Origin of the sequence: Hyphomicrobium sp. ghe19 (assembly GCF_902712875.1) — a bacterium.
In the GTDB taxonomy this organism is placed as follows: domain Bacteria; phylum Pseudomonadota; class Alphaproteobacteria; order Rhizobiales; family Hyphomicrobiaceae; genus Hyphomicrobium_B.
On the sequence record NZ_LR743509.1, the window covers coordinates 3,632,312 to 3,656,735 of the forward strand.

General features: G+C 61.2%; 21 protein-coding genes. 8 read left to right on the forward strand and 13 right to left on the reverse strand.

Going from position 1 to position 24,424, the window contains the following annotated elements; translation table 11 throughout:
• The first annotated feature begins 122 nt into the window (after window positions 1-122).
• Together AACL53_RS17195 and metW are read left to right on the forward strand one after the other, a co-directional pair.
• Window positions 123-1,325 (forward strand): homoserine O-acetyltransferase, encoded by a 1,203-nt coding sequence (locus AACL53_RS17195; protein WP_339085770.1) that lies wholly within the window; start codon window positions 123-125, stop codon window positions 1,323-1,325.
• Window positions 1,322-2,011, forward strand: a complete 690-nt coding sequence (metW, locus tag AACL53_RS17200; RefSeq protein WP_339085771.1) for a methionine biosynthesis protein MetW — start codon at window positions 1,322-1,324, stop codon at window positions 2,009-2,011. Before AACL53_RS17195 ends, metW begins: the two co-directional genes overlap by 4 nt.
• Here metW and AACL53_RS17205 read toward each other — a convergent pair.
• Window positions 2,008-2,748, reverse strand: coding sequence for a class I SAM-dependent methyltransferase (locus AACL53_RS17205; RefSeq protein WP_339085772.1), 741 nt, complete (start codon window positions 2,746-2,748; stop codon window positions 2,008-2,010). The genes metW and AACL53_RS17205 overlap by 4 nt on opposite strands.
• Window positions 2,749-2,905: 157 nt before the next feature.
• On the opposite strand from AACL53_RS17205, the gene gloB reads away from it, so the two are divergent.
• From gloB to AACL53_RS17220, 3 genes are all read left to right on the forward strand, one after another.
• Window positions 2,906-3,676, forward strand: coding sequence for a hydroxyacylglutathione hydrolase (gene gloB, locus AACL53_RS17210; protein WP_339085773.1), 771 nt, complete (start codon window positions 2,906-2,908; stop codon window positions 3,674-3,676).
• 20 nt (window positions 3,677-3,696) lie between these two features.
• Window positions 3,697-4,146 (forward strand): cupin domain-containing protein, encoded by a 450-nt coding sequence (locus tag AACL53_RS17215; RefSeq protein ID WP_339085774.1) that lies wholly within the window; start codon window positions 3,697-3,699, stop codon window positions 4,144-4,146.
• A 207-nt stretch (window positions 4,147-4,353) separates the two neighbouring features.
• Window positions 4,354-6,312, forward strand: coding sequence for an NYN domain-containing protein (locus tag AACL53_RS17220; protein WP_339085775.1), 1,959 nt, complete (start codon window positions 4,354-4,356; stop codon window positions 6,310-6,312).
• Window positions 6,313-6,415: 103 nt separating this feature from the next.
• Here AACL53_RS17220 and phbB read toward each other — a convergent pair whose 3' ends face one another.
• Window positions 6,416-7,141 (reverse strand): acetoacetyl-CoA reductase, encoded by a 726-nt coding sequence (gene phbB / locus AACL53_RS17225; protein ID WP_339085776.1) that lies wholly within the window; start codon window positions 7,139-7,141, stop codon window positions 6,416-6,418.
• A gap of 95 nt (window positions 7,142-7,236) precedes the next feature.
• Window positions 7,237-8,427 carry an acetyl-CoA C-acetyltransferase gene (locus AACL53_RS17230; RefSeq protein WP_339085777.1) on the reverse strand — a complete coding sequence of 397 codons (1,191 nt, stop codon included), beginning with the start codon at window positions 8,425-8,427 and terminating at the stop codon, window positions 7,237-7,239.
• A gap of 277 nt (window positions 8,428-8,704) precedes the next feature.
• On the opposite strand from AACL53_RS17230, the gene phaR reads away from it, so the two are divergent.
• Complete coding sequence (gene phaR, locus AACL53_RS17235; RefSeq protein WP_339085778.1) at window positions 8,705-9,352, forward strand: polyhydroxyalkanoate synthesis repressor PhaR; 648 nt, start codon at window positions 8,705-8,707, stop codon at window positions 9,350-9,352.
• Window positions 9,353-9,411: 59 nt separating this feature from the next.
• Here the strand turns inward: phaR and AACL53_RS17240 are convergent, their stop codons facing one another.
• From AACL53_RS17240 to mtgA, 4 genes are all read right to left on the reverse strand, one after another.
• Window positions 9,412-11,184, reverse strand: coding sequence for a bifunctional diguanylate cyclase/phosphodiesterase (locus tag AACL53_RS17240; protein WP_339085779.1), 1,773 nt, complete (start codon window positions 11,182-11,184; stop codon window positions 9,412-9,414).
• Between the two features lie 176 nt (window positions 11,185-11,360).
• On the reverse strand, window positions 11,361-11,765 hold the full coding sequence (locus AACL53_RS17245) for a hypothetical protein (RefSeq protein WP_339085780.1): 405 nt from the start codon (window positions 11,763-11,765) through the stop codon (window positions 11,361-11,363).
• Between the two features lie 167 nt (window positions 11,766-11,932).
• A complete protein-coding gene (rpmF, locus tag AACL53_RS17250) occupies window positions 11,933-12,118 on the reverse strand; it encodes a 50S ribosomal protein L32 (RefSeq protein WP_092868335.1) in 186 nt (61 codons plus the stop codon).
• A gap of 180 nt (window positions 12,119-12,298) precedes the next feature.
• On the reverse strand, window positions 12,299-13,798 hold the full coding sequence (gene mtgA / locus AACL53_RS17255; protein WP_339085781.1) for a monofunctional biosynthetic peptidoglycan transglycosylase: 1,500 nt from the start codon (window positions 13,796-13,798) through the stop codon (window positions 12,299-12,301).
• Between the two features lie 100 nt (window positions 13,799-13,898).
• Between mtgA and AACL53_RS17260 the strand changes: the two genes are divergently transcribed.
• Complete coding sequence (locus AACL53_RS17260; protein WP_339086972.1) at window positions 13,899-14,804, forward strand: polyprenyl synthetase family protein; 906 nt, start codon at window positions 13,899-13,901, stop codon at window positions 14,802-14,804.
• A 27-nt stretch (window positions 14,805-14,831) separates the two neighbouring features.
• Here the strand turns inward: AACL53_RS17260 and AACL53_RS17265 are convergent, their stop codons facing one another.
• From AACL53_RS17265 to AACL53_RS17290, 6 genes are all read right to left on the reverse strand, one after another.
• Window positions 14,832-15,482, reverse strand: a complete 651-nt coding sequence (locus AACL53_RS17265; protein WP_339085782.1) for an outer membrane protein — start codon at window positions 15,480-15,482, stop codon at window positions 14,832-14,834.
• A gap of 152 nt (window positions 15,483-15,634) precedes the next feature.
• Window positions 15,635-16,957, reverse strand: a complete 1,323-nt coding sequence (locus AACL53_RS17270; RefSeq protein WP_339085783.1) for an NAD(P)/FAD-dependent oxidoreductase — start codon at window positions 16,955-16,957, stop codon at window positions 15,635-15,637.
• Between the two features lie 236 nt (window positions 16,958-17,193).
• Window positions 17,194-18,459, reverse strand: a complete 1,266-nt coding sequence (gene ispG, locus AACL53_RS17275) for a flavodoxin-dependent (E)-4-hydroxy-3-methylbut-2-enyl-diphosphate synthase (RefSeq protein WP_339085784.1) — start codon at window positions 18,457-18,459, stop codon at window positions 17,194-17,196.
• A 37-nt stretch (window positions 18,460-18,496) separates the two neighbouring features.
• Window positions 18,497-19,300, reverse strand: a complete 804-nt coding sequence (locus tag AACL53_RS17280) for a metal ABC transporter permease (RefSeq protein ID WP_339085785.1) — start codon at window positions 19,298-19,300, stop codon at window positions 18,497-18,499.
• Window positions 19,301-20,203 (reverse strand): zinc ABC transporter ATP-binding protein ZnuC, encoded by a 903-nt coding sequence (znuC, locus tag AACL53_RS17285; RefSeq protein ID WP_339085786.1) that lies wholly within the window; start codon window positions 20,201-20,203, stop codon window positions 19,301-19,303.
• A gap of 60 nt (window positions 20,204-20,263) precedes the next feature.
• The gene (locus AACL53_RS17290; protein WP_339085787.1) at window positions 20,264-20,755 is read right to left on the reverse strand and encodes a Fur family transcriptional regulator; all 492 of its coding nucleotides are present in this window, start codon (window positions 20,753-20,755) and stop codon (window positions 20,264-20,266) included.
• Window positions 20,756-21,052: 297 nt separating this feature from the next.
• Here AACL53_RS17290 and AACL53_RS17295 point away from each other — a divergent pair, with 297 nt between their 5' ends.
• Window positions 21,053-24,400: a hypothetical protein gene (locus AACL53_RS17295; protein WP_339085788.1), complete on the forward strand. Its 3,348-nt coding sequence runs from the start codon at window positions 21,053-21,055 to the stop codon at window positions 24,398-24,400.
• Window positions 24,401-24,424: the final 24 nt, after the last annotated feature.

Here is a 24,424-nt window from a genome sequence, read left to right on the forward strand (position 1 = left end):
CGATTTCGCGCGCATTGATAGGGGCATCATCACTTGAAATCAAAGTTTAAAGTTGACTTTGTCTGCGGCAAGCCTAGCAAGCCCGCCCTACCGCTTAGCCTTTGGGATATCGAACAAATACGATGACTGGCGTATCGCCCAATCTTGTTGCCTCGGTTTCACGGCGGCATCCCGAGGTGGATACGCCGTCGAGCCCGGTCGTGCATTTCGACGCCGGCACGCCGCTGCACCTTGCCTGCCAGCAGGATCTGGCGCCGTTTTCCATAGCTTACGAGACCTATGGCGAACTCAACGCAGCGAAGTCCAACGCAATCCTGATCTGTCACGCGCTGACCGCCGATCAGTACGTCGCGAGCCGTCACCCCATCACCGGCAAACCGGGTTGGTGGGATAATATGGTGGGACCCGGCAAACCGATCGACACGAGCCGGTTCTTCGTCATCTGCTCGAACGTCGTGGGCGGCTGCATGGGATCCACGGGTCCGGCATCGATCGATCCGAAGACCGGCGCTCCCTACGGCCTTACCTTTCCGGTCATCACCGTTGGCGACATGGTCGAAGCGCAGGCGCGCCTCATCGATTATCTCGGTATCGATCAGCTGTTCGCGGTGATCGGCGGCTCGATGGGCGGCATGCAGGTTCTCGAGTGGTCGTCGCGCTACAAGGATCGCGTGTTCGCGGCCGTGCCGATCGCGACGGCTGCCTGGCATTCCTCGCAGAACATCGCGTTTCACGAAGTCGGCCGTCAGGCCGTCATGGCCGATCCCGAATGGTCGGGCGGCAATTATTATGCGGCCGGCACGGTGCCGAAGAACGGCCTCGCCGTCGCGCGCATGGCGGCCCACATCACGTATCTTTCGGAAGAAGCCCTGCACCGGAAATTCGGCCGCAACTTGCAGGACCGATCGTCATTGTCGTTCACGTTCAACGCCGAATTCCAGGTCGAGAGTTATCTGCGGCATCAGGGGTCGACGTTCGTCGATCGCTTCGATGCCAACAGCTATCTCTACATCACGCGGGCTCTCGATTATTTCGACATGCGCGACGGCGCCGGCGGTGTACTCGCGAATGCTTTTCGTGGCACGAAGACGCGCTTCTGCGTGGTGTCGTTTACCTCCGATTGGCTTTATCCGACGCGCGAGAGCCGCGAAATCGTCCAGGCGCTCAACGCGGTTGCCGCCAACGTTTCGTTCGTCGAGATCGAGAGCGACAAGGGCCACGATGCGTTTCTTCTCGAAGAGCCGACGTTTTTCGCGACGATCCGCGGCTTTCTCAATGCCGCCGCGATGAAGCGCGGGCTCGGCTCACCGGAGGCGCGAAAATGAACGCTCCCGATATCGGAAAAATCGCCGGGCAGCCGAAAGTCCCGCGTGTCGACCATGAGCTCATCGCCGAGATGGTGGAAGCGGGCTCGCGGGTTCTCGACGTCGGCTGCGGGGATGGCGAGCTTTTGCAGCTTCTGTCCGAGCGCAAGGGCGTCGACGGGCGCGGAGTTGAACTGCAGCGTGAAAAGGTCAACGCCTGTGTGGCGCACGGCCTTTCCGTTATCCAGGGCGACGCCGACCGCGATCTCGACAATTACCCCGATCAGGCGTTCGACTACGCCATTCTATCGCTGACGATCCAGGCGACGCGGCAGCCCAAAACCGTGCTCGAGAATTTGCTCAGGATCGGACGGCGCGCCATCGTCTCGTTCCCGAACTTCGGCCACTGGCAGGTGCGTACGAGGCTGCTTTTCTCAGGCCGCATGCCGATCAACGATAATCTGCCGGATGAGTGGTATCTGACGCCCAACGCGCACTTGTGCACGATCCGTGATTTCGCAGACTTGTGCGAGCTCGTTCATGCGGATGTCGAGCAAGCGGTGGCGTTCAACGCTTACGGCGCGCGTCTGCCGATCAAATGGTCGCTGTCGATGCAGAACATGTTCGGGGAAAAAGCGGTGTTTCTCCTGCGCGGCCAGCAGCCGGCCGCTAGAAGCGGCCCTGGGCGGCCAGAAGCCAGCCGCTAGAAGCGGCGGACCCCGGACGTGCTTCGTGTGTCGGCCGGTTTCAGGATTGCGGGTTGAGCGACGCGCTTGCCGCTGCCGACCGGCGCCATCACTTCTTTCTTTGCCTCGACCAGTATGACGCCGGCGACGCCGATCGACATGCTCGATCCGAAGCGTTCGATTGGCGTCGCGACGCGCAACAGCAGGCGTTGGTTGATCGGGGGAAAGTAGAGTGCTTCGCCCCAGTCGACGGGCGTAAAGAGCGCATCGATAAGCTGCGTTTCGAGCTGCCCGCGGCTGAAGGGCAGTCCGTGACCGAATGGCGTGCGGTCCATGCGCGACCAGAGCCCCCGGCGATTCGGCACGACGAACAACGCCCGGCCGTCCGGCTTCAGGACGCGCCATACCTCCCGGAGCAATGGCCCCGGGCGCTCCGCCTGCTCGAGGCAGTGGACCACCAGAAGTCGATCAACAGAGTTGTCAGGCAGGGGCCATTGGTTTTCCGTGACGAGAACCGAGTGGCAATGCCCTGAGTGCGGCCATACGATTGCGCCCTGGCGTGCGGGCATCAGGCACGCGAGGCGCTGAGCTTCGGTGCGGAACGTGCCGAGGAACGGTGTCGCGAACCCGGCGCCCGCGACCGTCAGCCCGCTAACCCGGCTCCAGCGCTCCCGGATGGCAGTCGTGAGTTGCCGCCGAACGACCCGGCCGAGCGGGGTTCTGTAGAAATCTCTCAATGTCTTGGCGTCGAGAGGCATCGTTCGCGCTTACCAGCCGTGATAAAAACTGTTCTACCGGCATTGTCTCTAAACGATCCGGACCGCCAGAGACAGTCTCGGCTGGCGGTAACCCTCTTATCGCTGCGTCGTTTCGTTCCGTTTGACACGGCAGACGCGTCCAACCAAAGTCCCGGCCATGGGAGTTCTCGATATCGTTCTTCTGCCGTGCCTGGCAGACAATTACTGCGTTCTTCTGCACGAGCCGGAAACCGGCGAAACGGCGGTCATCGACGCGCCATGCGCTTCTGCGATCAAGGCGGCGCTCGCCGAACGCGGCTGGCGGCTGAACCATATTTTCATCACGCATCACCACACCGATCACACGGGTGGCATCAACGAGCTTAAAGCGCACTACGGCGCGAGCGTGACGGGTCCGGAAGCGGAGGCCGACCGCATTGCCGGCTTGACACGTGTGGTCAATGCCGGGAGCCAGCTCGAATTTGCGGGCCACCCGATCGAGGTTCTCGAAACCCCCGGGCATACGCTCGGGCACATCACGTATTACTTCCCGGACGATGGCGTGGCCTTCACGGGAGACACGCTGTTTTCGCTCGGCTGCGGAAAAGTTTTCGAAGGCGATCCGCAGATGATGTGGGAGTCCGTTTCGAAGATCGCAGCTTTGCCGGGCGCGACGAAAATTTATTGCGGTCATGAGTACACGCTGAACAACGCCCGTTTTGCGGTGTCCGTCGAGCCGGAGAACGATGCCCTGAAAAAGCGGGTGGCCGAGGTCGAAGGTTTGCGCGCGGCAGGACGGCCGACGCTGCCGACGACACTCGACGTCGAACGCGCAACGAACCCGTTTCTCCGGCCGCGGTCCCGCGCGATCCAGGCGCGCCTCGGGATGCTTGGCGCGCCCGACTGGGAAGTGTTCGCGCGCCTCCGTCAATTGAAGAACAAGGCCTGATCACCGGCGGAGGGTCCACCATGAAAGGCGATCTCTCCGGCGACGACGTGATCGAGATGCTCGGGCTTTCGCCTCATCCCGAGGGCGGGCACTTCCGCGAGACCTTCCGGGATGCAGCGAAACCCGGCGAGCGCGCAGCATCGACGGCGATCTACTTTCTTCTGAAAGCCGGAGAGCGCTCGCACTGGCATGCGGTGGACGCGGCCGAAGCGTGGCACTTCTATGCGGGCGACCCGATCCTTCTGGAGGTTTCACCCACAGGCGGTCCGGTTCAACGCATTCGGCTCGGCTCCGATCTCGCGGCAGGGGAGCGGCCGCAGGCCGTCGTTCCCTCCGGGCATTGGCAACAGGCGCGCAGCCTCGGAAAATGGACCCTCGTCGGCTGCACGGTCGCGCCGGGGTTCACGTTCGAGGGCTTCACGCTGACCGCTCCGGACTTCGTGCCGGACGCGCGTCCGGAAGTCGACTAAGCGGCGAAGCTGCAACAGATCAAAGCCTTTCGGCAGTGATCCACACGCCGTCCCCAACTGCGTTTTTTATCGGCGTGGCGTGTTGGCCTTCCATCCACGGGTTAATTGCCTTTTTCGCTCAACAGCATGGTGGCGCTTCTTGCTGGAGGCGTTCGACTCGTCAACAGTGACTGCGAATCATGTTCCGATTCACGGGGGTTGCAGTCCATGAAACGCGAGTCCTCAGGACCCGTCCTATCTACGGTGTTTGTCGATTACGACAACATCTACCTATCTTTGAAGCGTAAGAACGAAGACGCTGCGAAGCGTTTCGCCAAAGACAGTGCTGTGTGGCTGCAAGGAATTGCGTCCGGCGAACTCATCACGTCTACGAACTCGTACTCATTGCCTGGCGAACGCCGGATTGCGATGAACCGGTGCTACGGCAATCCCGTTCCTCGACGTAATGCGCACGACAATTCGACGGACATGAACTCGTTCCCGTTCATTCGGCACCATTTCTTGCGTGCAGGCTTCGAAGTGATCGATTGCCCGCCCTTGACGGCGCAGCTGAAGAATTCCGCCGACATCCGTATTGTGATGGACGTTCGCGATATCCTCAATCACGACACGTATTTCGACGAATTCATCATTCTGTCGGGCGATGCCGATTTCACGCCGCTGCTTCACCGGCTACGCGCGCATGCACGGCGCACGGTCGTGTTTGCGAACGACCACACCGCACAGCCCTATACGGCGATCAGCGACGGCGAAATCCGCGAGTCGAACCTCATCACGCTGTTGACCAGCGGCAACCGGGCGATTTCGGGTGAAAGCCCGCGCGAGATCGCGGCACCACCTCCGGCGATCGACGTCGAGGCGGCCCGCAAGGCCATTCTCTCCGAGGTCGTGGAATTCGTCCGCGTCGCTCCGCAGGCTGTTCCTCTCGAGACGTTGGCTGACCGCGCGGTGCGCGTCGTCGGCCGCGATAAGACGGTCGGCACGAATTGGGGCGGATACGGATCTTTCCGGGATCTGCTGCTTGCCGATCTTCCGGAAGATATCCACTTGAGCGACACGGCGCCTTATACGGTGTTCGACGGCAACCGGCACATCTCGGCAGCCGGGCTGATCGCCCCGCAGCAGCTGGCACCGCCGATCACCGAACAGCGCCGGCCTGAACCCGCTCGCGTCGAACCGCAGCAGGCTGCCTTGTCGGCACCTTTGTCGGCTCCGGCGCGGGTCGCACAACCGACCGCTTCCGCTGCTGTCCCTCAGAGCTCGTACCAGTCCCCGGTTCCCCAGTCGCGCTACATCGACCGGGTGACGCCGGCAGCGCCTCCTGCGCCGCCAATGCCGACGTCGCGCATGCCGGAACTGACGGCAGTCGCTCCTGCGGCTCCGCAGGCACTCACACGGTCAGTCGGCGCTCAGGCTCCTGGGGCAGCGGCATTGCCGCCGCGACGGCAACCCGTGGCTCCGCCGCCTCAGGCGAGCTATCAACCCGAACCGCGCCGCGAACTGGCACGGCCGCAAAGCCAGCAGACGCCCCCTCCTCCGATGAGTGCTCCCATGAGCGGCGGGACGGCGATGGCCGCCGCGCCCCGGGGCGCCGATCAGGCGACGCAGATCCAGCAATCGATCGCGCGGATTCACGATGCCTGCCAGGCTCCTGCATTGGCACCGGCTGAATATCGCGTTCTGTTCGATGTGATGTCGCAGGAAATCACCGCGAACGGGCTGCAGGGCGCGCAGACGCTCGTCAACATCACCCAGCGCGCGCGCGAATTCGGCCTCGACATCAAGCGCGACGATCTTCGTTTCATCTACGACGTGGTGAGCGAGAGCGATCCGTGGTTCGAGCAGGGAACGTCGGCGAGCCTTTTCGCGGGTCGCTTCCGCAATTTCGTCGTTGCGCGCTGCCGGAGCCAGGGCCTCAGCCTGTCGGCGGATGAGCTCGATCTGATCGAAGCTTGGTTCTCGGCGCCCCAGCAGCAGGCTCCGGGATCGATGCCAGCGGTGGCGCCGCCCGCAGGTGAGCGCTGGTGGAGCATCGAAGAGGGACGCCAGCACATGGCGGAGCAGCAGCGGGAAGCCGAGCAGCGGACGGCAAATGCCTATGCGCAGAACCAAAGCGAGAGCGAGGATGAGTTTCCCCGCATCGTGAGATCGCGCTTCCGCGGCTGAGGCCATCGCTTCATCGCCGTCAAACGTAAAAGGCTCTACCGGAGATTTCCGGCAGAGCCTTTTTCAATTGCGCAATTCGTTGTGGCGATCTCGCGGGCTGGACCTACGCGAGGTATTGTCCGCCGTTGGCTGTCAGCGTCGAACCGGTGATGAAGCCCGAATCGTCGGATGCGAGAAACACGACGGCGCGTGCGATCTCGTTCGGTTCGCCGAGGCGGCCAACCGGGATTTGCGGAAGAATGCTCTTCTCGAGAACGTCCTGGGGAACAGCCTTGACCATTTCCGTTGCGATGTAGCCCGGGCAGATGACGTTGACCGTGATACCGGCGCGGGCGCCTTCCTGTGCGAGCGCCTTCGTGAAGCCGATGTCGCCGGCTTTCGATGCCGAGTAGTTCACTTGGCCCATCTGGCCTTTCTGGCCGTTGATGGAAGAGATGTTGATGACGCGCCCGAACTTCCTTGCGCGCATACCTTCCCAAACCTGGCGGGTGACGTTGAACAAGCCGTTGAGGTTCGTTCCGATCACTTCATCCCACTGCTGCTTCGTCATCTTATGGAACATGACGTCCCGCGTGATGCCGGCGTTGTTCACCAGTACGTCGATGGGGCCAACTTCCTTGGTGATCTGGGCGACGGCCTTCTCGGTCGCGTCGTAGTTGCCGACGTCGAACTTGTAGACGGGGATTCCCGTCTCGATCTGGAATGCCTGTGCGGCGGCGTCGTTGCCGGCGTAGCTAGCAGCTACACGGTAGCCGTTGCTCTTAAGAGCGATCGAAATTGCGTGGCCAATGCCGCGCGTGCCTCCCGTGACGAGGGCAACCCGTGCCATATCATTCTCTCCTGAATTTTTTTGTTGCGGCTTTTGGTTGGATATAGAGACGCAGCCGTCCAACTCGGAACGGCTGCGTTAGAAGTCGACGGTGCTTAGTCTCGCGCGACGCACATGGCGACGCCCATACCGCCGCCAATGCACAATGTCGCGAGCCCCTTCTTGGCGTCGCGGCGCTGCATTTCGAAAAGAAGCGTATTCAAGATACGTGCGCCGGATGCGCCAATCGGATGGCCGATCGCGATCGCCCCACCGTTGACGTTGACCTTGTCGGCATCCCAACCGAGGCCCTTGTTCACTGCAAGTGCCTGAGCCGCGAAAGCTTCGTTGGCTTCGATCAGATCAAGATCGTTGATCGTCCAGCCCGCTTTCTCGAGTGCCTTTTTCGAAGCCGAGATCGGACCGGTGCCCATGATCGAGGGATCGACGCCCGTGGTCGCCCACGAGACGATGCGCGCGAGCGGAGTGATGCCGCGCTTCTTGGCTTCTTCCGCCGTCATCAGCACGACGACGGCTGCGCCATCGTTGATGCCCGACGCGTTTGCAGCCGTAACGGTACCCTCTTTCGGATCGAAGGCCGGACGCAGCTTGGCGATACCGTCATAGGTGACGCCGTCCTTAATATATTCGTCCTGCTCGACGACCGTGTCGCCCTTCTTGCCCTTGATGGTTACCGGCGCGATCTCATCCTTGAACTTTCCGGCTTTCCTTGCGGCCTCGGCCTTGTTCTGCGAAGCGACCGCGAACTTGTCCTGCTCTTCACGCGTGATCTGCCACTGGCGGGCGACGTTCTCGGCCGTCGTGCCCATGTGGTAGTTGTTGAAGGCGTCCCAAAGGCCGTCTTTCACCATCGTGTCGATGAACTTGATGTCGCCCATCTTCGTGCCGTCGCGCATGTGCGCGGCGTGGGCCGATTGGCTCATGCTTTCCTGGCCGCCTGCGACGACGATCGACGCGCTGCCGGTTTGAATTTGCTGCATTCCGAGTGCAACGGCGCGGAGGCCGGAACCGCAGATCTGATTGATGCTCCAGGCGGGTGAATCGACCGGAATACCGGCGCCGACGGACGCCTGACGGGCAGGTCCCTGGCCTTGGGCCGCGGTCAAAACCTGGCCGAGAATGACTTCGGATACGTCTCCTGCCGGCACGTTTGCCCGCTGAAGCGCGGCCTTGATGGCGACTTCACCGAGCTTCGAAGCGGGCAGCGATGCCAACGCGCCGTTGAAGGAACCGACCGGTGTGCGTGCTGCACTCGCAATAACGATTGTCGAAGCGTCCTGGCTCATTGGCGGCCCCTCCCTGGGCACGAAGTTTTGCTTGAAGATTTATAGAACGCCCTGCCGGCGCGCCAGTTATTACGGCTTCAATCAGCAGACCAAGGCACTTTGCAGCGCGTGGTTATTTTCAGCAATTGCGACCTCTTGCCTAGACTGCCCATCGGCATTGGTTTCTCCCCGCCCAAAAGAGTGACAGAAACGTCTGGCGGTGGGGCACCAGGGTGTGGTACGCTGCCGCAGTGCAGCAACCTACTCTAAGCCGCCGTTAGTAGAGAACACGAACGCGATGTTGACCAACCCAGATCCTCAGACGCAAGCCCCGAAACGCGAAGCCGTCGTTATTAAAAAGTACGCCAACCGGCGACTCTATAATACAGAAACCAGCACGTACGTAACGCTGGAAGATCTGGCGAAGATGGTTCGTGGCGATCGCGATTTCGTCGTTTACGATGCGAAGAACGGCGATGATCTCACTCACGCGGTTCTGACGCAGATCATAGTTGAGCAGGAAAGCCGTGAAGGCGGGCAGGCGCTTCTGCCGATTCCGTTCCTTAGGCAGCTCATCCGCTTCTACGACGACAGCATTGCGCGCATGGTGCCGAGCTATCTGCAATTCAGTCTCGAACACTTGGCGAAGGAACAGGTTCGCTTTCGCGAGCAATTCGCGTCGGCGTTCTCAAATCCCGCGGCTGCGTTCGATTTTTATCAGCAGCAAGCCAGACAGAACATGGCCATGTTCGAGCAGGCGATGTCGATGTGGGCTTCGTTCGGAACGCCTGGTAAGGGCGGCAAGCCCGGCGAGAGCCAAGCCCCTGGCGCGGCTCAAGCGCCAAGCACAGAACAATCCGGCGACCGCGACGAGCTGAGCGAACTCAAGTCGCAGCTCTCAGCGATGCAGCAGAAGATCGAGAAGCTGTCGCAATCGCGGACCTGATGCCATATCGGCACATTCAGGAAAACGCCCGTCCACGCTGACACCTCACCGCGAGCGCATCAGGCAGCTTTGACGTAGTCGGAGCTGTCGAATGGCATGCCGTAGTAGTAGCCCTGCATGTACGTAATGCCTGCATCCGTCAGATACTTCGCGGAACGCTCATCACCGACCCATTCGGCGACCGTTTCCATGCCGAACGTCCTTGCGAGTTCGATCATGGTCTTTACGAAGATCTGATCGCTCGTGTCGTTGGCGACGTTTTTCACGAACGCGCCGTCGATTTTCACCATGTCGACGTTGAGCAGCTTCAGATTTTTAAACGACGTGTAGCCCGCGCCAAAGTCGTCGATGGCGACGCGGCACCCGAGCTCTTTCAGGGTGTTCACGAAATTGACGGACTGATCGAGTTCGTGAAGCGCGACGGTTTCCGTGATCTCGACGATCATGCGGCTGAGCACGCCGGGATCGCCCGCCGTCACACGGCGCAGCGTCGTCAGCCATTCTTTGTCCGAGCACGTGAGGCCTGAGACATTGACGGATAAAATCAACTCCGGGTGCTGCTTCAGCAGGTCGACCGTCAGTTCGAGGGTTCTGCGATCGATGAGGCGAGCAAGGCCAAGCTGTTCGGCGATCGGCACGAATTCGCCGGCAGCCACGAGGCTTCCGTCGTGACGCACCATTCGCAGCAAAGCTTCGTAAACCTCTGCCTTGCCGGTCTTTGTCGAGACCATCGGCTGCAGCACGAGCCGCATGCGATTTTCATCGAGGGCGTTGACGACGCTTTCTGCGATCGTTTTGTTGCGCAGGCGCGCGCTCTCTCCGGAAGGTGACGGTTCGTAGAGAACGAAGCAATCGAAGCGCTTCGATTTGGCGATGTCCAATGTCCGCAAGGCGAAGTTCACCGCGTCGTGCACGGAGTTCGCCTGATCGGGAATGATGACGCCGCCGAGTGAGACGGTTGCGGACAATTGAGCGGCAGACGTCTTGATCGTCGTATCTCGGACGGCGTTGATGAAGCGCTCGGCTGCGGTCGCTACTGCACCAGCACCGCAGTTCATCAAGACGATACCGAATTTATTGGCCGAGTAGCGTCCGATGACGTCGCCGCCACGCAGCCTGGCGCGAATTCGCCGGCCGACTTCAGCGATCACCTCGTCGCCGACCTCGAGGCCGAACGTTTCGTTGATGACCGCCAAGTTGTTCACGGAGATCATAAGGAAGGCGCAGGATCGTTTCTCCCGTTCGGTACGCGAGAGCACGGCGCCGAGGGCCTCCGTCAGGCGCATGCGATTGAGCTGGCCCGTCAGCTCGTCGAGATCGTTCCGCACAAGCCGGCGCTGCTGCTCAAGATAGTGATCATCGACGATGCGGACGACACCGCGCGCCCGCTGGGGATGTCCGTCGGCTCCCGGCCACCATCGACCCTGGTCTTCGAGGCGGACTTCCTTGCCGCTCCGCAGGCCTCCGGGCCGCAAACGATATTGAATGCGATAGGGGACTCCTCGTTCGCGGTCGGCTCCGACGCTGCGCGAAAAGACTTCGAGGCGGACGTTCAGGTGCTCGGGCGCGATCAGCGCATGATAGGCGGCGCCCGTCGAGATCTTGCTCAGATCGGCGACGTCAAGGATTTCGGTAGCATTGCTTTCCCAGTCGAGGCGACCTGTTCGGAGGTCCCAGACGTAGGCGGTTTCTTCGACGGACGACAGAATGCCGACAAGGTCGAGGCCTTCGGTCTCGGTCAGAGGATCATGCTTTTCGGTATCTGGAGATTTCGGCTTCTCCTCAGGCACCGCGGCCTGAGGCCGATCATCAGCATCACGTGCAGAAACCACGTTTCACCCTCGAGCTGTCCTCGCAGCACCCATCGAATGGCGGGAATGGCAGATGCTCGAGTTCGAGGGAAAACGAATTCGGCCGCCTTAACAAGCACCAAAATCGCGCAGCTTTGGTAAGTTTAACGGACTCCGAAAGCCGGGCTTCCGAAGTCCCAATTTTGAACGGCGAAAACTTATTGATCGGCGCCGATGTTCAGATCGCGGCGCGCGACGCGGATGCCGATCGTGTAGCCACCGATAACGTCGATGAGCGTGGCGATGAGAATCAGGAAGAATACCGACGTCGCGGCCTGCGGAACCATCAAGAACTCAGCTCCGACCGCGGTGAAGACGACCATAGAAAGGGCGTGATCGATCAGCGTCGAGGTCGTCGTGAAAGTCGACTTCACAATCTCGATGAAGAGCAGGATCAGGGTGACGAGCAAAATGAAGTCGCCCCATGTAAATGCCCAGTCGCCGCCGCTCAGGAGATGGACTGTGAAAATATCGTTTTTCAGAGCCTCCGGCCCCATCGTCAGGACGATCGCATTGTAGAGAAGGAATGCGAGAACCAAGAGCGGAATGGCTCTAACGGACATGAAGCTCTCCTGACATTTCGATTATCCCCCGGGCGTCGCCTGAGGGCGAGCACGCGCTTTTTGGCACGGCAGCCCTGTTTTGCCAAGCAACGGTGGCCGGCAAAAGGCAATAGGCGCCGCTGTGAAGACAACGGCGCCATGAATCTTCGATGGATCGGCGAAAATGCCTATTCTTCGAGCGCGGGCGGCAGAATCTGGCGGCCGCGGTACTTGCCCGACTTCAGGTCGATGTGGTGGGGACGACGGCGCTCGCCGCTGTCCTTGTCCTCGACGTAGGCCGGTGCCGTGAGAGCGTCGTGAGAACGACGCTGGCCCCGCTTCATGGGGGACGTCTTTTTGCGCGGAACTGCCATCAGTCTTGCTCCAAATGTAACAACCGTGCCGCCAAAAGCGGACGGGCCGCCGAACGAGCGGCGGGAAAGCCTAACCCTATATCGCTGGATAAACCGGCGGCTCCGTTTCCAGGCGCTCGGTCCCTTGGGCGGCGCTTATACGCAAGTTATGCGGGAAATGCCAGTCCCCTGGCGAAACCTTTAAATGCGCCTTTTCGGCAGGACGCAGGCGAGCTGGCTGGACGGTGCCAGCCGCATACGGACCTGGATGGCGTTGGCGAGGCGCTGGAGGCCTGGACCCGGCTTTCCCGCGTTGCGCACCAAGGGGTTAGGCAAGGCGACCGCTAGGCGTGCTGCGTCTCGCTCGGAGAGATTTCTGGCGGATTTGCGGAAATGGTATTCAGATGCCGCACCCACTCCGAATATGCCTGGGCCCCACTCTGCGATGTTGAGATAAACTTCCATGACGCGATGCTTCGGCCAAACAAGTTCCATGACGTAGGTCAGCGGCAGCTCGATCGCTTTGCGCAAATAGCTCTTCGACGGCCACAGGAACATGTTCTTGACGACCTGCATCGAGATCGTGCTGGCGCCGCGCGCGGCGGAGCCGCCGCCCGCTCTCTCTACGGCGTCCTCCAAGGCTTCGAAGTCGATGCCGGAATGCTGACAGAAGCGACCGTCCTCGCTCAGCAAGACGGCGCGGACAATATTCGGCGACATATCCTCTATCGGCACCCACTTTTGCGAAATGGATTGGCCGGTGAGCCATTGCTGCAGCATCAGAGCCGAAGCCGGTGGATTGATGAAGCGGTAGGTGACCATCAGCAGCAGCACGACCACGAGCCATCCCAAAGCGATCAGCGCCACGAGCTTGACGCCTCGCTTGATAAGCGAGCCGCGTTCGGCCGAGATCCGCGGTGCCGGCGGTTGCTTTTCGACTTGCGCGAGATCTGGCGCGAGATCTCGGGCTAAGTCTGGCCGCATCGACCGATCGACGGTCAGGCCGTCGAAAGCGGGTGGCGGGGGCGGCGCCCATAACCGCGGTTCCAGCAAGCGCTGCGGGATCGTTTGGCCGAGAAATTCTTTTGCGGGCTCCGAGCCGTCAGGAAGCGCGACGACCGAGGGGGCGACGGCCGGCTGATGGACCTCGGGCTTTTCGAGAATCTCGGCGCTTCCATTTTCCGCCGCCGAGAATGAGCGCGACGAAACTTCAGCGTCTATTGCGGAAAAAACATCTTCGGGCGGAGCCGTTACCTCATCAGAGACGGTTGACGGCAGTATCGCAGGCTCCGACGGTTCAGATCCGAATGATACCGGTTCGAGTTGCGGCTCCGAGCGATCCATCATCAACGTTTTGGATGGGAGCGCGGGCTCGATGACTTCTCGCGGAGATGTCTTGAAGAAAGCGCGAGCAGGCAGCGGTTTCGGAGGTAGCGGGAACGGCGGCTGCCAGCGATCAGGCGACGGATCTCGTGACAAATCTCGTGACAGATCTGGCAGCAACGTGTCGAGCGTCGCGTGGTATTCGCTCGTCTCGGGGACGGTGGATGCGCTCAGCGCGTTGGCGAGAGCCCGCGAACGGGCGAGTGCCGCGCCGACTTCAGCGGCCGCAATGGGACGCGGTGGCAACAGCACGTCCTGATCGCCCGATGGCGCCAGGGGCGCGGCAGTTGAGCCCGATGTTCCGTCCGGCCGATCCATGCTTTGATTCAATCGTTGATAGTGTGATACCGCCTCGGCATAGCGTGAAACCATGGCCATGGTTAAGCGGCTGAACGATCCCTGGGGAGAGCATAAGGCAGTGTCACCGTTTCTTGTCCAGCTTGGCAACTCAGCAACACTCGTAGAAGCCTTTTTAGCCTCTGTTCTTGCCGAGCAGGAGGCCGCGGGCACGCCTCCGAGGCTGGCTGAGGCTCTTCGCCACGCCGTTCTAGGTGGCGGCAAGCGTTTTCGGCCGTTTCTCGTTTTCCACAGCGCAGCGCTGTTCGGCGTCGATAACGAGGCCGCCCTTCCCGCTGCCGCCGCTCTCGAGTGCGTCCACTGCTATTCGCTGGTGCATGACGACCTTCCTGCGATGGACAATGACGAACTCCGCCGCGGCCGCCCGACGGTGTGGAAGGCGTACGACGATTGGACGGCCATTCTGGTCGGAGACGCCCTTCAGGCTCTCGCGTTCGAACTGATCAGCGGCTCAAAAGGCCGGGGCGATCCGAAGGCGCGTGCGGAACTCGTTTACGTTCTCGCTGTCGCGTCCGGCGCAAATGGAATGGTCGGCGGACAGGTTCTCGATCTCGAAGCCGGAAAACTCGGCGCGCGACCTGATCCGACCATCACGGACATCATGCGGTTGCAGGCGCTCAAGACCGGGAAGCTGATCACGGCGGCCTGCGAAATGGGGGCAATCGTCGGCGGCGCCAGCTTCGAACAGCGCGCGGCACTTAAAACTTACGGCGAGCATCTGGGCGCCGCGTTCCAAATCAGCGACGATCTGCTCGACGCGGAAGGGTCAAGCGCGGATGTCGGCAAAGCGACAGGCAAAGACGCTGCTGCGGGCAAAGCGACGTTGATCGGCATGCTTGGAATTGCGGAGGCGCGTCGCTACCTCGACCGCTCCATCGCGTCCGGCATCGACGCCCTTGCGATATTCGGAGACAAAGCAGAGCCCCTCGTTGAAGCTGCACGACTGATGGGCCGTCGCGAAAGCTAGAGCGAGAGGCTCTGCTCCTGTTCAGGATCAGAACTTGTAGTTGAGACCGAGACGTACGGTCTGGAAGTCATTGTTTACGCCCAACGCATCCTCGCCCAAGCCGACGTAGAGATACTCGGCCTTGGCGCTCCAGTTCTGAGTGAAGGCCCATTCCACACCACCGCCGACTGCATAGCCAGTCTGCGTGCCGGAGCTCTTCCATTTATCGCCGTTGTCGAAGCGAACGCGGGTGTCGACGTCTGCGAACGCGACGCCGCCCGTGCCGTAAATGAGCCAGGGTCCGGTCGCGATACCGACGCGGCCGCGTACGGTCGAGAACCAGTTGATGTCAGAGCGGACCTTATCGTCAAAGGCCGTGGTTTTAGTGCCGCCGATGTCGCCGCCCTGGAAGTCGCCCTCGATACCAAACACTAAGCGTCCGCGCTGCCAGTTGTAGCCAACCTGGGCGCCGCCGTAGCCACCTTCAGGCTTGGCGAAATTCGAATTCGACCAGCCGTAGCCGCCGTTGATGCCGACGTAGGCGCCTTGCCAGATCGAAGGCGCTTCATAGCGCGCTTCCTGAGGCGGCGGCGTATAGGGCTGGTAGGGACCGAGATCTGCGGCCCAGGCGCCGCCACTGCTTGCGGTGAGCAGGAACACAGCTCCGCCGAACGCGGATTTGACTGGAAACGATTTCATTTTGAACCCCGTATGTCTTCGGCCGTCCGGCCACTCTTGAGCTGGTTAACGTCCTAACGGGATATAGGTTTCCAATTTGGCAACCGGGGTGCGGAAACCGGGAAACTGCTATGCATGATTAATTTGATCTAAATTGAGTATTTCCAGACTCTTTACGCGCGTGCCGTAAGCCGGCGTTTGCCGGATTTGAGCCTCTGTTTGCGCGCTAGTCGCCGATCCCGCAATTTCAGCAGCGGCAAGATCCAATGAGCGAGCCGAATCTCGCGACGCGATTTTTCCGGATCGACAAGATGCGTCGTCGGCAGTCGCTGCGTGAAGGAACTCTCCATGAGAGTCCCGAGGGGAAGCGTGAGCTCGTCCTGCAACGTGATCATGCGCGCATAGAGATCGGCCAGCGGCGTGATGAGCCGGCCAAAGCCATTTCGGGCTTGGGCCCAGCCGACGATATAAAGCCCGCGAATGCCGGCCGGGAATGCGCCGCCGTAAACCTGCACCGCGCCATCCTTCACCTTCACGAGCCCATCGCGGAGGAACGGAAACGACGTATTGAAGCCCGTTGCGGCGACGATCAGATCGTACTCACCCGTCGTGCCATCGACGAACGTCACCGTATTCCCATCCACATGATCGATCGCAGGCCGCGGATTGACACGTCCCAAGCGGATCGCGTTGAGAAGGTCGGTTCCGAATGCCGGGTGACGATCAAAGATCTTGTGGTTCGGCTTTTGAAGACCATAACGCCGGTAATCGCCGATACTGACGGCAATAATCGATTTCAGAATTGCACGCTGAAGAAATATCGGCAGTCCCCAAATCGGAATATCCGTCAACGGGCGACCCAAAAAGGTTTTCGGCAAATACCAATAGCCGGTTTGCAGGCTGATATCGCAGGCGCGGCCGAAACGTCCTGCGTCACACGCCATGTCGACGCCGGAATTGCCGCCGCCGATAACAAGCACGCGTTTGTCCTGGAGCTGCTCGGGGCCGACGTAATCTTTGGAGTGCAGCATTTCGCCGGCGAAGTGGCCGCGGAATTTGGGATAGCGCTTGTCCCAATGATGGCCATTGCAGACGACGACGCCCTTGTATTTGCGTTCCTCGCCATCGGCGAATTTGACGTTCCAGTTGCCGCTGCTGTCGGGCGACGCGGACGCCACGCTCTTGTTGAACTCGCTCGACGCGAGAAGTCCGCGATCCGCGGCGAAGGCCGTCAAATAGGCGAGCATCTGATCGGCCGACGGGAAATCGGGATAATCCGCGGGCATCGGATAATCGGTGTATTCCGTCGCCTTCCGGGAAGAGACGATGTGCGCGTGCCGATAAACGCCGTGAAGCCAGTTACCACCGACACCGGAAGCGGAATCGACGAGGTCGAAAGGAATACCGTGACGCTTCAATGCTGCCGCCATCGCGAGACCGACAGGTCCTGCGCCGATCACAAGGTGGCGCTCGAGCGTGCTTATTCCTTCGCTCATTCTACAAATATTCCTTCGTCGAGGCTGCTGCGCACGTTCTTAGCAAACTGCGTTCGAAGCGTGGGGGTCCATTCGAAGAGGTGGTAACTTGTCGAAGAGGTGTAACCCGGCCTCGATACATCATTCAGGGGGCGCAAGGCGAGCGCAGGAACGTCGCAAAGCGGGGCGCGGGTGCTGCTACCCCGCGCTATTATATGAAAAGATCTGAGTTTTCTTGGTTACCGGCGGGAGGGGGCCTATTGGGCCGCCGCACCACCGGCGACTTCTGCGACGCCGAAGCGGCGCTGAATGTAATCTTCGACGATCGCTTTGAAATCGCCCGCGATATTCGGTCCGCGGAGCGTCATCGCCTTTTTGCCGTCGATGAAGACCGGCGCGGCGGGGGACTCGCCGGTGCCCGGAAGCGAGATGCCGACATCGGCGTGCTTGCTTTCGCCCGGTCCGTTCACGATGCATCCCATGACCGCGAAATTGAGCGTCTCGACACCGGGATACTGCGTTTTCCAATCCGGCATACGATCACGGATCATATCCTGGATGTCGCGGGCGAGTTCCTGGAAAACGGTCGACGTCGTGCGGCCGCAACCGGGGCAAGCAGCGACGACGGGCACGAAGGATCGCAATCCCATCGTCTGCAGGAGTTCCTGCGCGGCGCGGACTTCCTGCGTGCGGTCGCCACCGGGTTCCGGCGTCAGCGAATAGCGGATCGTATCGCCGATGCCCTGCTGCAGGAGAATGCCAAGCGCCGCTGACGAAGCAACGATGCCTTTCGATCCCATGCCCGCTTCGGTGAGCCCGAGGTGGAGCGCGTAACGGCTGCGGTCGGCAAGCATCGCATAGACGGCAAGGAGATCCTGAACCGACGACACCTTGCCCGACACGATGATCTTGTCTCGTCCCAGTCCCATCTCCTCCGCGCGTTCGGCGGAGAGAAGGGCCGACTGCACCATCGCTTCGTGCATGACGCTACGCGCCGATTTGGGCGCCGCGGAACCGGCATTCTCGTCCATGAGATGCGTCAGCAGTTCGGCGTCGAGCGAACCCCAGTTGACGCCGATGCGGACGGGCTTGCCGTGCTTCAGCGCCGTCTCGATGATAGCGCCGAACTGTCGATCTTTCTTGTCTTTGAAGCCGACGTTGCCCGGATTGATACGGTACTTGTCGAGCGCTTCGGCACAGGCGGGATTATCCCCCAAGAGCTTGTGGCCGATGTAATGGAAATCGCCGATGAGCGGCACGTCGACGCCGCGCTTGCGCAACTGGTCGCGAATGTGGGGAACGGCCTTTGCGGCCTCATCACGATCGACCGTGATGCGGACGAGTTCGGACCCGGCCCGCGCCAGGTCGGCCACCTGCTTCACAGTCGACGCGATATCGGCGGTATCGGTGTTGGTCATCGATTGAACGACGACCGGCGCACCGCCGCCGACCTGAACACCGCCGACTTTGACCGCAACGGTCTCGTGCCGGGCTTTCATCGTGATGCTGCCGCTGTGCGACATCGTTGGAGGCCTTTCCGGAACCCTGTAGAGCGAAGTTCTAGCGCCGTCTGAGGCTTCCCGCCAGAAGCGATATGGACGCGATTGTGCACAGCGCTATGACGATGCTGGGACCACCCGGTGCATCGCTCGAAAGCGACAGCCAAAGGCCGAGGATAACCCCTAAAATCGCCATCGCGCCTGCGAGTACAGCCATCCGCTCGGGCGTTTCGGATAGTGGCCGGGCGGCAACGGCCGGTACCACAAGAAAGGCCATGACGAGCAAAATGCCGACGATCTTCATCGCGACCGCGATCACCACCGCCAGAAGGAGGTCGAACGCTGCCCGCGGCAGCCGGGGGTTGATGCCTTCAGCCGTTGCCAGGTCTTCGTGCAACGAAAGCCGCACGAGAGGTTGCCAAAGATAGAGGGTGATGGCGACGACGACGGCGCCGCCGCAGTAGATCCAGTAGAGATCGGTCGCCGTTACCGCGAAAACGTCGCCGAAAAGGTAGCTCATCAGGTCGATGGCCGGGCCTTTCACCAACGCGATTGCCGCGATGCCAAGCGCCAGCGTCGCGTGGTGCATCAAGCCCAGTGCGGAATCGAGCGGCACCATTTGCTGGCGCGAGAGGAGCGTCAGGACGCCCGCCGCGGCGATGGCCGCTAGAATGACCGAAAACGTCAGATCGACGTTGGCCGCGAGGCCCAGCGCGACCCCCAAGAGGCCCGCCTGCGAAAGCGTTTCGCCGACGTAGGACATACGCCTCCAGACGACGATGCAGCCGAGGGGCGCGGCGATGATTGCTAGTCCGACGGCCGCGAATAATGCGCGCCAGACGAACGGCTCGGGCCAATCAAACACTCAGGAGCCTCGCCCTGGAGGTGACGCGCCCGCGAGGGGCTTGGGTTCGCCCGTGAGATCGTGCCGATGATCGTGGTGATGGCGGTAGACGCCGAGGACGGAGGCTGCCTGCGGTCCGAAGATGCGGGCGTAGGCTGCGTGTTGCGACACGTCCTCGGGTTTGCCTGAGCAGCAGACATGGCCATTAAGGCAAATCACCCGATCGCTGCGCGCCATGACGACGTGAAGATCATGCGACACGAGAAGAACACCGAAGTTATGTTTGTCGCGCAGGCGGTCGATCAGATCGTAGAGGTCGGCCTCACCGGTGAAGTCGACGCCGCTCGCGGGCTCATCAAGAATCAGAAGGTTTGGCTTACGGAGCAGCGCGCGAGCAATCAAGACCCGCTGGGTTTCACCACCCGACAATTTCGACAACTGCTGATGGATCGTCTTCGCCGCGCCGGTTTCCTCCAGCGCCGCCTTGATGGCCTTCTGCGTTGTATGCTCACCGAGCGACAGGAACGACTCGACCGTCATCGGGATCGCGGAGTCGACTTCAAAGCGCTGCGGAACGTAGCCGATGCGCGTCGACGCCGGTTTTACGATGCGGCCGCGTTCGGGGTGCTCGATGCCGAGCAGAATTCGGACAAGCGTCGTCTTCCCGGCGCCGTTGGGCCCAATCAGCGTGACGATCTCGCCGCGTCTGACGTCGAGGTTGATGTCGGTCAGCACCTCGCGGCTGCCGCGCCACATCGTGACTCCGCGGGCGGAAATCAGCGCGCCGGGATCGGGCTCCGCAGCCGGCTGCTCATCGGTTGGCGGATGGCCATGGGTGTGACCGCAGCTGCATGGCACGGCTACGGCGCCAGTCGCGCTGTTGCCGTTCGGCGAAGCCGCTCCTGATGCATCACGGGATGACAAATACGTTCTCCATGCCCGGAGGCTCGACGACAATTCGGGCCGCGGTCTTGCTGATATTGCCTATGCCTTGCGGCGCGCTGCACAGTCCTGGCATGTGCCGGACACTTCGACAAAGCGCACGCGTGGCTCGAAATTGGCGCCTTCGGCCGCGGTATCGATGGCGTGGAAGATGTCGTCACCATCGACTTCCTGCACAATCCCGCATTTCTCGCAGCTGAGAAACATCGGACGACGACCGGTTCTCGGCTGATGCAGGCGCCGGCAGGCGAAATAGGCATTCTTGCTCTCGAGCCGATGGACGACACCGGCTTCGAGAAGCGCGTCCAAGGCCCTATAGACCGAAATCGGCGCGAGCCTCGTGCCCTTTTTGGCTAGGCGATCCAGAACCTCGTAGGCGCCTACGCTTGCGAGCGTCGAGGCGATTTCCTCGAACACTTTGCGGCGCAGGTCCGTAAACCTGATGTTCTTTTCCGCGAAGATGGCGGTTGCCTGCTCAAGCGACGTTTTCACTCGCTCGCGGGCGCGTTGGTCTTCGGCTGCCGTTGTCACCATAACAGTCCTCTAAACCCGGCCAGACAAGCGCTTTGGAAACCCTCAGGCCGCCGGACAATATAACATGTCGGGGTTGCCCGCCATTCGGTTCAAGGCGGCGGCGCGATTTTTGTGCGGCGCGGCTAGGCGCTTGACCCCGTTTGGATTATCGATCCAACTCCCGAATTCTAAAGAGAAGTTCATGCGATGAGCACATTTCGTCTTAATGTTGCCGCCAATCGGCCAGCTGAGCCGCGCAATTATTAAGGTAAGCGGCGGGCGATTCGCCACAAACGGAAGGCCGGAATCGAGCTCACGATGGACATCAAGCTTCTGATCGACACGCTGGCGGAGCACGCCCAGCCGATTGGCATCGCAGTATTCTTGACGTGCAGCCTCGTCCTTCTGCTTCGCACGCGGGTCGCGAGGCGCCTCCGGGCCGTGATCGAAGAGACCGTTTTCACCAATTGGCGGCTCGCTCTGCTCGGTACGACCGGCATCGTCTTGTCGGGCGCGGCGGGCTGGCGAACCTGGGAAGGAATGTACAATTTCACCGGCGAGCCCCTGCTCTCCGGCATGGTGACGTTCGGCATTCAAGGCATCATGCTGATCGTCGCATGGCTGATCGGCGAAAGCTTTGCGACCGGAATGAATTCGCGGGCGCAGCCGGGCCAATCCTCGCTCGTCAGCTCGACTGTGCAGCCGTGGATCGGCTCATTCATCGGGCTTCTCCTGTTCGTCACGGGATTCGTTCTGTTCCTGCAATGGTCGGGACAGAGCGGCACGAAACATCCGGGTGTCGAAGACATCAATTGGTCCGCCGCCAGCGACAAGTTCCTGATGTTTGCTGCGGGACTGCTCCTTTTCGCGCTTTTCGCGCTCTATGCAGCCAGCGATCTGGTGCGGCCCTACGTGCAGGTCGTCCGCGTCATCATCCGGAATTCGATGCTCTGGTTGATGTTCCTGGCCTGCATGGCGACGAGCGTCTTCTTCTCGTTCGACAGTTTCTTCACCTCCATCTTCCCGCAGTCGGAGCGTGTGCGCGCCGCCGAACTTCGCGCGCAGAACCAGGTTGCCGGGATCATCACCGACATCGAGACTGCCATCGCCGCCCGTCGCGCGGTCCTGGCGGAGGAGCTTTTCACGACGGACGCGTGGAAGGGCTATGAGCAGCAGCTCGACCACGTCGCGAAAGCCGCCGCCCAGTCGCAAGGCGTGATCGAACGCTTCGTCAACGATCAGATCGAAGAGCACCGGCGCTCGGTGAAAGAGCAGCAGGAGCGAATATCATCGGCACAGGCAGGCCAGGCGGGACTGGCCAATCGCAAGACGTCGCTGACGGACGAGAAGTCGAATCTTGCCGGGCAGCGGCCGGAACTTGCTGCCGATTATGCGGCCAAGAAGGCCGAGTACGACGCCAAGCTCCGCGACGTCGATGCCAAGCGCGTCGAGGCGCTCGCCGAGGACAAGGGGGTCGAAGGAAGCGGCAAGGCGGGCCGCGGGCCGCTGTATCGGCAGCGTATGGGTGAGCTGACGCAAGTTCAGGCCGCCGCTCAGATTGCACAAGAGCGGATGAAGGACGCGCAGAAGCGTCTGGCCGGCGTCGAGTCCCGGCTTTCGGCTGTCGATCGCGAACTCGCCACGCTCGACGGCGATCTTGCGAAGTACAAAGGCGAAGCGGAGACCGCCGAGCAGCGCATCAAGCTTGCCGAGGGCAACGCCCAGACCGATACAGGCCCGAAGACCGATCCCGCGCGAATTCTGCCGCTCTTCGATCAAACGAAGGCGGAGTTTCGTGCCGACCCGACCGTCGAGCATCTTGGCCAAGTCCAGCGGATGTGCGGCGAGATCACCGGCGCCATGCAAGCGACGCCTGAGACCCGGGCGCTGGTTTCCACCGTCGATTGCGATCCGAAGACAACGGCTGACGCGGCGGCGACGCTGTTCGCGCTGCAGGCAGGCACAAAGGTATTCGAGAATTCCTGCGCCGGCGGCGACAAACTCAATGCCAATAAATCGACCGACGATCTCTTCGCCTTCGCGCGCGGCTGTCTCGCCGACAGCGCGCTTCCAAGCTCCGACACGGATGCGCTGCGAACGAAGATCAACCACATCGAGCTTTCACGCGATGACAAGGCACACCGCTTCGTCGTGACGCTCAATGCGTTCCAGGACGGAAATCGGCTCGCGTATCTGGCGCTCGCCATTGCGATCGGCCTCGACGGATTGATCTTCATGTCCGGCCTGTTCGGCGCCAACGCCGTGCGCTCACCGCTGTCGGATATTCCGAGCTTCAGAGCGCGTTCTGGCGCTCAGCTCGAGGCGACGATCAATGCCGCGCTCGGAGCGCATCCCTATGAGACTGCGTGGCTGACGCTGACCTCGCTCAAACCCATCACCAACCAGGACGGGTTTTCGGCGCTTGCCGATTTGAGCAACATGGAGCGATCGCAAGCCGATCGCGTCCGCATGGTGCTGACGGCCGGCGCGGATATCGGCGCGGTCGAAAGCGTCAGTCAGAATCCGGAGCGCTACCGCGTTCGGAGCGAACTGCGCGAATATCTCTCATCGGTCTGCGATAAGCAGTTCAAGGCCGATTCCGGCGCCAAGGACCGGGCTAAACTCGAGCAGCTCGTGTCGGCCGCGCTTGCGCCACATCCGCGCGAGCATTCCGAAATCGTTCTCAACACGCTGGAGCCGATCCGCGAAACTGAAGGGTTCACGTCGCGCGTGACGCTGAAAGAGATCGACAACGATTACGACAGGCGCGTCGTGCGACGTGTGATCAATGCCGGTGCCGCTACGAAAGCTGTGGCGCCGGACCGAGACACCGATGATCTCTATTACATTCGGCCCGCGCTCTACGAAACGCTTCTGATGATCCGTGCAACGGCGCCCCAGAGCCCGGGATACGGCTACGAAGGCATACGGTTCGAGGGCGTGCAGGAACGTCCCGCGTTGGAAGGCGGCGTGCTTCGCAGCGCGCAGCCGGAATTGCCTTTGCATACGGGAAGCGTTCCGAAAATCGAACGCCGGCGGGAGCAGCAGCAGGCGCTTCCCGGCATCCCGCCGCTTTCACAGGAAGAACGTCAACGGCTTATCGCCTACTACCGCGAAGAGTTGCTTGAAGCAGTGAATTTGCGATCCGACATCGTCGATACGCGCCTGAGCCTTCCGCAATCGCGCGACGCGATCTTGGCAGCGTGGGAAGCACTCAACGCCCATAGCAAGAAGAACCAGAACCTCTATTTCTTGCTGCGTGAATTTCAGAACGGACAAGAACGTATGCTGGACGAGGTTGTTTCCCGTCTTCGCAGAGAAGCGGGTGGCGACGAGCGGAAACGATCGCTGCTCGAGGGCGCCGACGGACTCGTTCGCGACGAGCTAACACTTTATTTGTTGTTCCCGGAAACGGGCCTCATCAGCACGTTGATCGACGACCTCGAGCTTGCAGCGCAGCCGGACGAGGGTCTCGCTCACGGCGAGCAGGACCTGAAGGATCAGCTCAAAAACGTTCAAGAGGCCATGGGCCGGCTGGACCTCGACAATCCGCGCTCATGGGACGAGATTCGCCAGAAGCTCGCGATCCGGACCGGGACGGATTTCCGGAGCCTGATGAAGAGGCCGTTGGGTCAGCCTCCTCCAGAAGACGACGGCGAGGCTTGAGGTCTAGCTGACAAAAAGTCAGGG

Bases quoted from the DNA above. Each gene is read 5' to 3' on its own strand.
- AACL53_RS17195 (WP_339085770.1), top strand. From the start codon at position 123: ATGACTGGCGTATCGCCCAATCTTGTTGCCTCGGTTTCACGGCGGCAT.
- metW (WP_339085771.1), top strand. From the start codon at position 1,322: ATGAACGCTCCCGATATCGGAAAAATCGCCGGGCAGCCGAAAGTCCCG.
- AACL53_RS17205 (WP_339085772.1), bottom strand. From the start codon at position 2,748: ATGCCTCTCGACGCCAAGACATTGAGAGATTTCTACAGAACCCCGCTC.
- gloB (WP_339085773.1), top strand. From the start codon at position 2,906: ATGGGAGTTCTCGATATCGTTCTTCTGCCGTGCCTGGCAGACAATTAC.
- AACL53_RS17215 (WP_339085774.1), top strand. From the start codon at position 3,697: ATGAAAGGCGATCTCTCCGGCGACGACGTGATCGAGATGCTCGGGCTT.
- AACL53_RS17220 (WP_339085775.1), top strand. From the start codon at position 4,354: ATGAAACGCGAGTCCTCAGGACCCGTCCTATCTACGGTGTTTGTCGAT.
- phbB (WP_339085776.1), bottom strand. From the start codon at position 7,141: ATGGCACGGGTTGCCCTCGTCACGGGAGGCACGCGCGGCATTGGCCAC.
- AACL53_RS17230 (WP_339085777.1), bottom strand. From the start codon at position 8,427: ATGAGCCAGGACGCTTCGACAATCGTTATTGCGAGTGCAGCACGCACA.
- phaR (WP_339085778.1), top strand. From the start codon at position 8,705: ATGTTGACCAACCCAGATCCTCAGACGCAAGCCCCGAAACGCGAAGCC.
- AACL53_RS17245 (WP_339085780.1), bottom strand. From the start codon at position 11,765: ATGTCCGTTAGAGCCATTCCGCTCTTGGTTCTCGCATTCCTTCTCTAC.
- rpmF (WP_092868335.1), bottom strand. From the start codon at position 12,118: ATGGCAGTTCCGCGCAAAAAGACGTCCCCCATGAAGCGGGGCCAGCGT.
- mtgA (WP_339085781.1), bottom strand. From the start codon at position 13,798: ATGGATCGGCCGGACGGAACATCGGGCTCAACTGCCGCGCCCCTGGCG.
- AACL53_RS17265 (WP_339085782.1), bottom strand. From the start codon at position 15,482: ATGAAATCGTTTCCAGTCAAATCCGCGTTCGGCGGAGCTGTGTTCCTG.
- AACL53_RS17270 (WP_339085783.1), bottom strand. From the start codon at position 16,957: ATGAGCGAAGGAATAAGCACGCTCGAGCGCCACCTTGTGATCGGCGCA.
- ispG (WP_339085784.1), bottom strand. From the start codon at position 18,459: ATGTCGCACAGCGGCAGCATCACGATGAAAGCCCGGCACGAGACCGTT.
- AACL53_RS17290 (WP_339085787.1), bottom strand. From the start codon at position 20,755: ATGGTGACAACGGCAGCCGAAGACCAACGCGCCCGCGAGCGAGTGAAA.
- AACL53_RS17295 (WP_339085788.1), top strand. From the start codon at position 21,053: ATGGACATCAAGCTTCTGATCGACACGCTGGCGGAGCACGCCCAGCCG.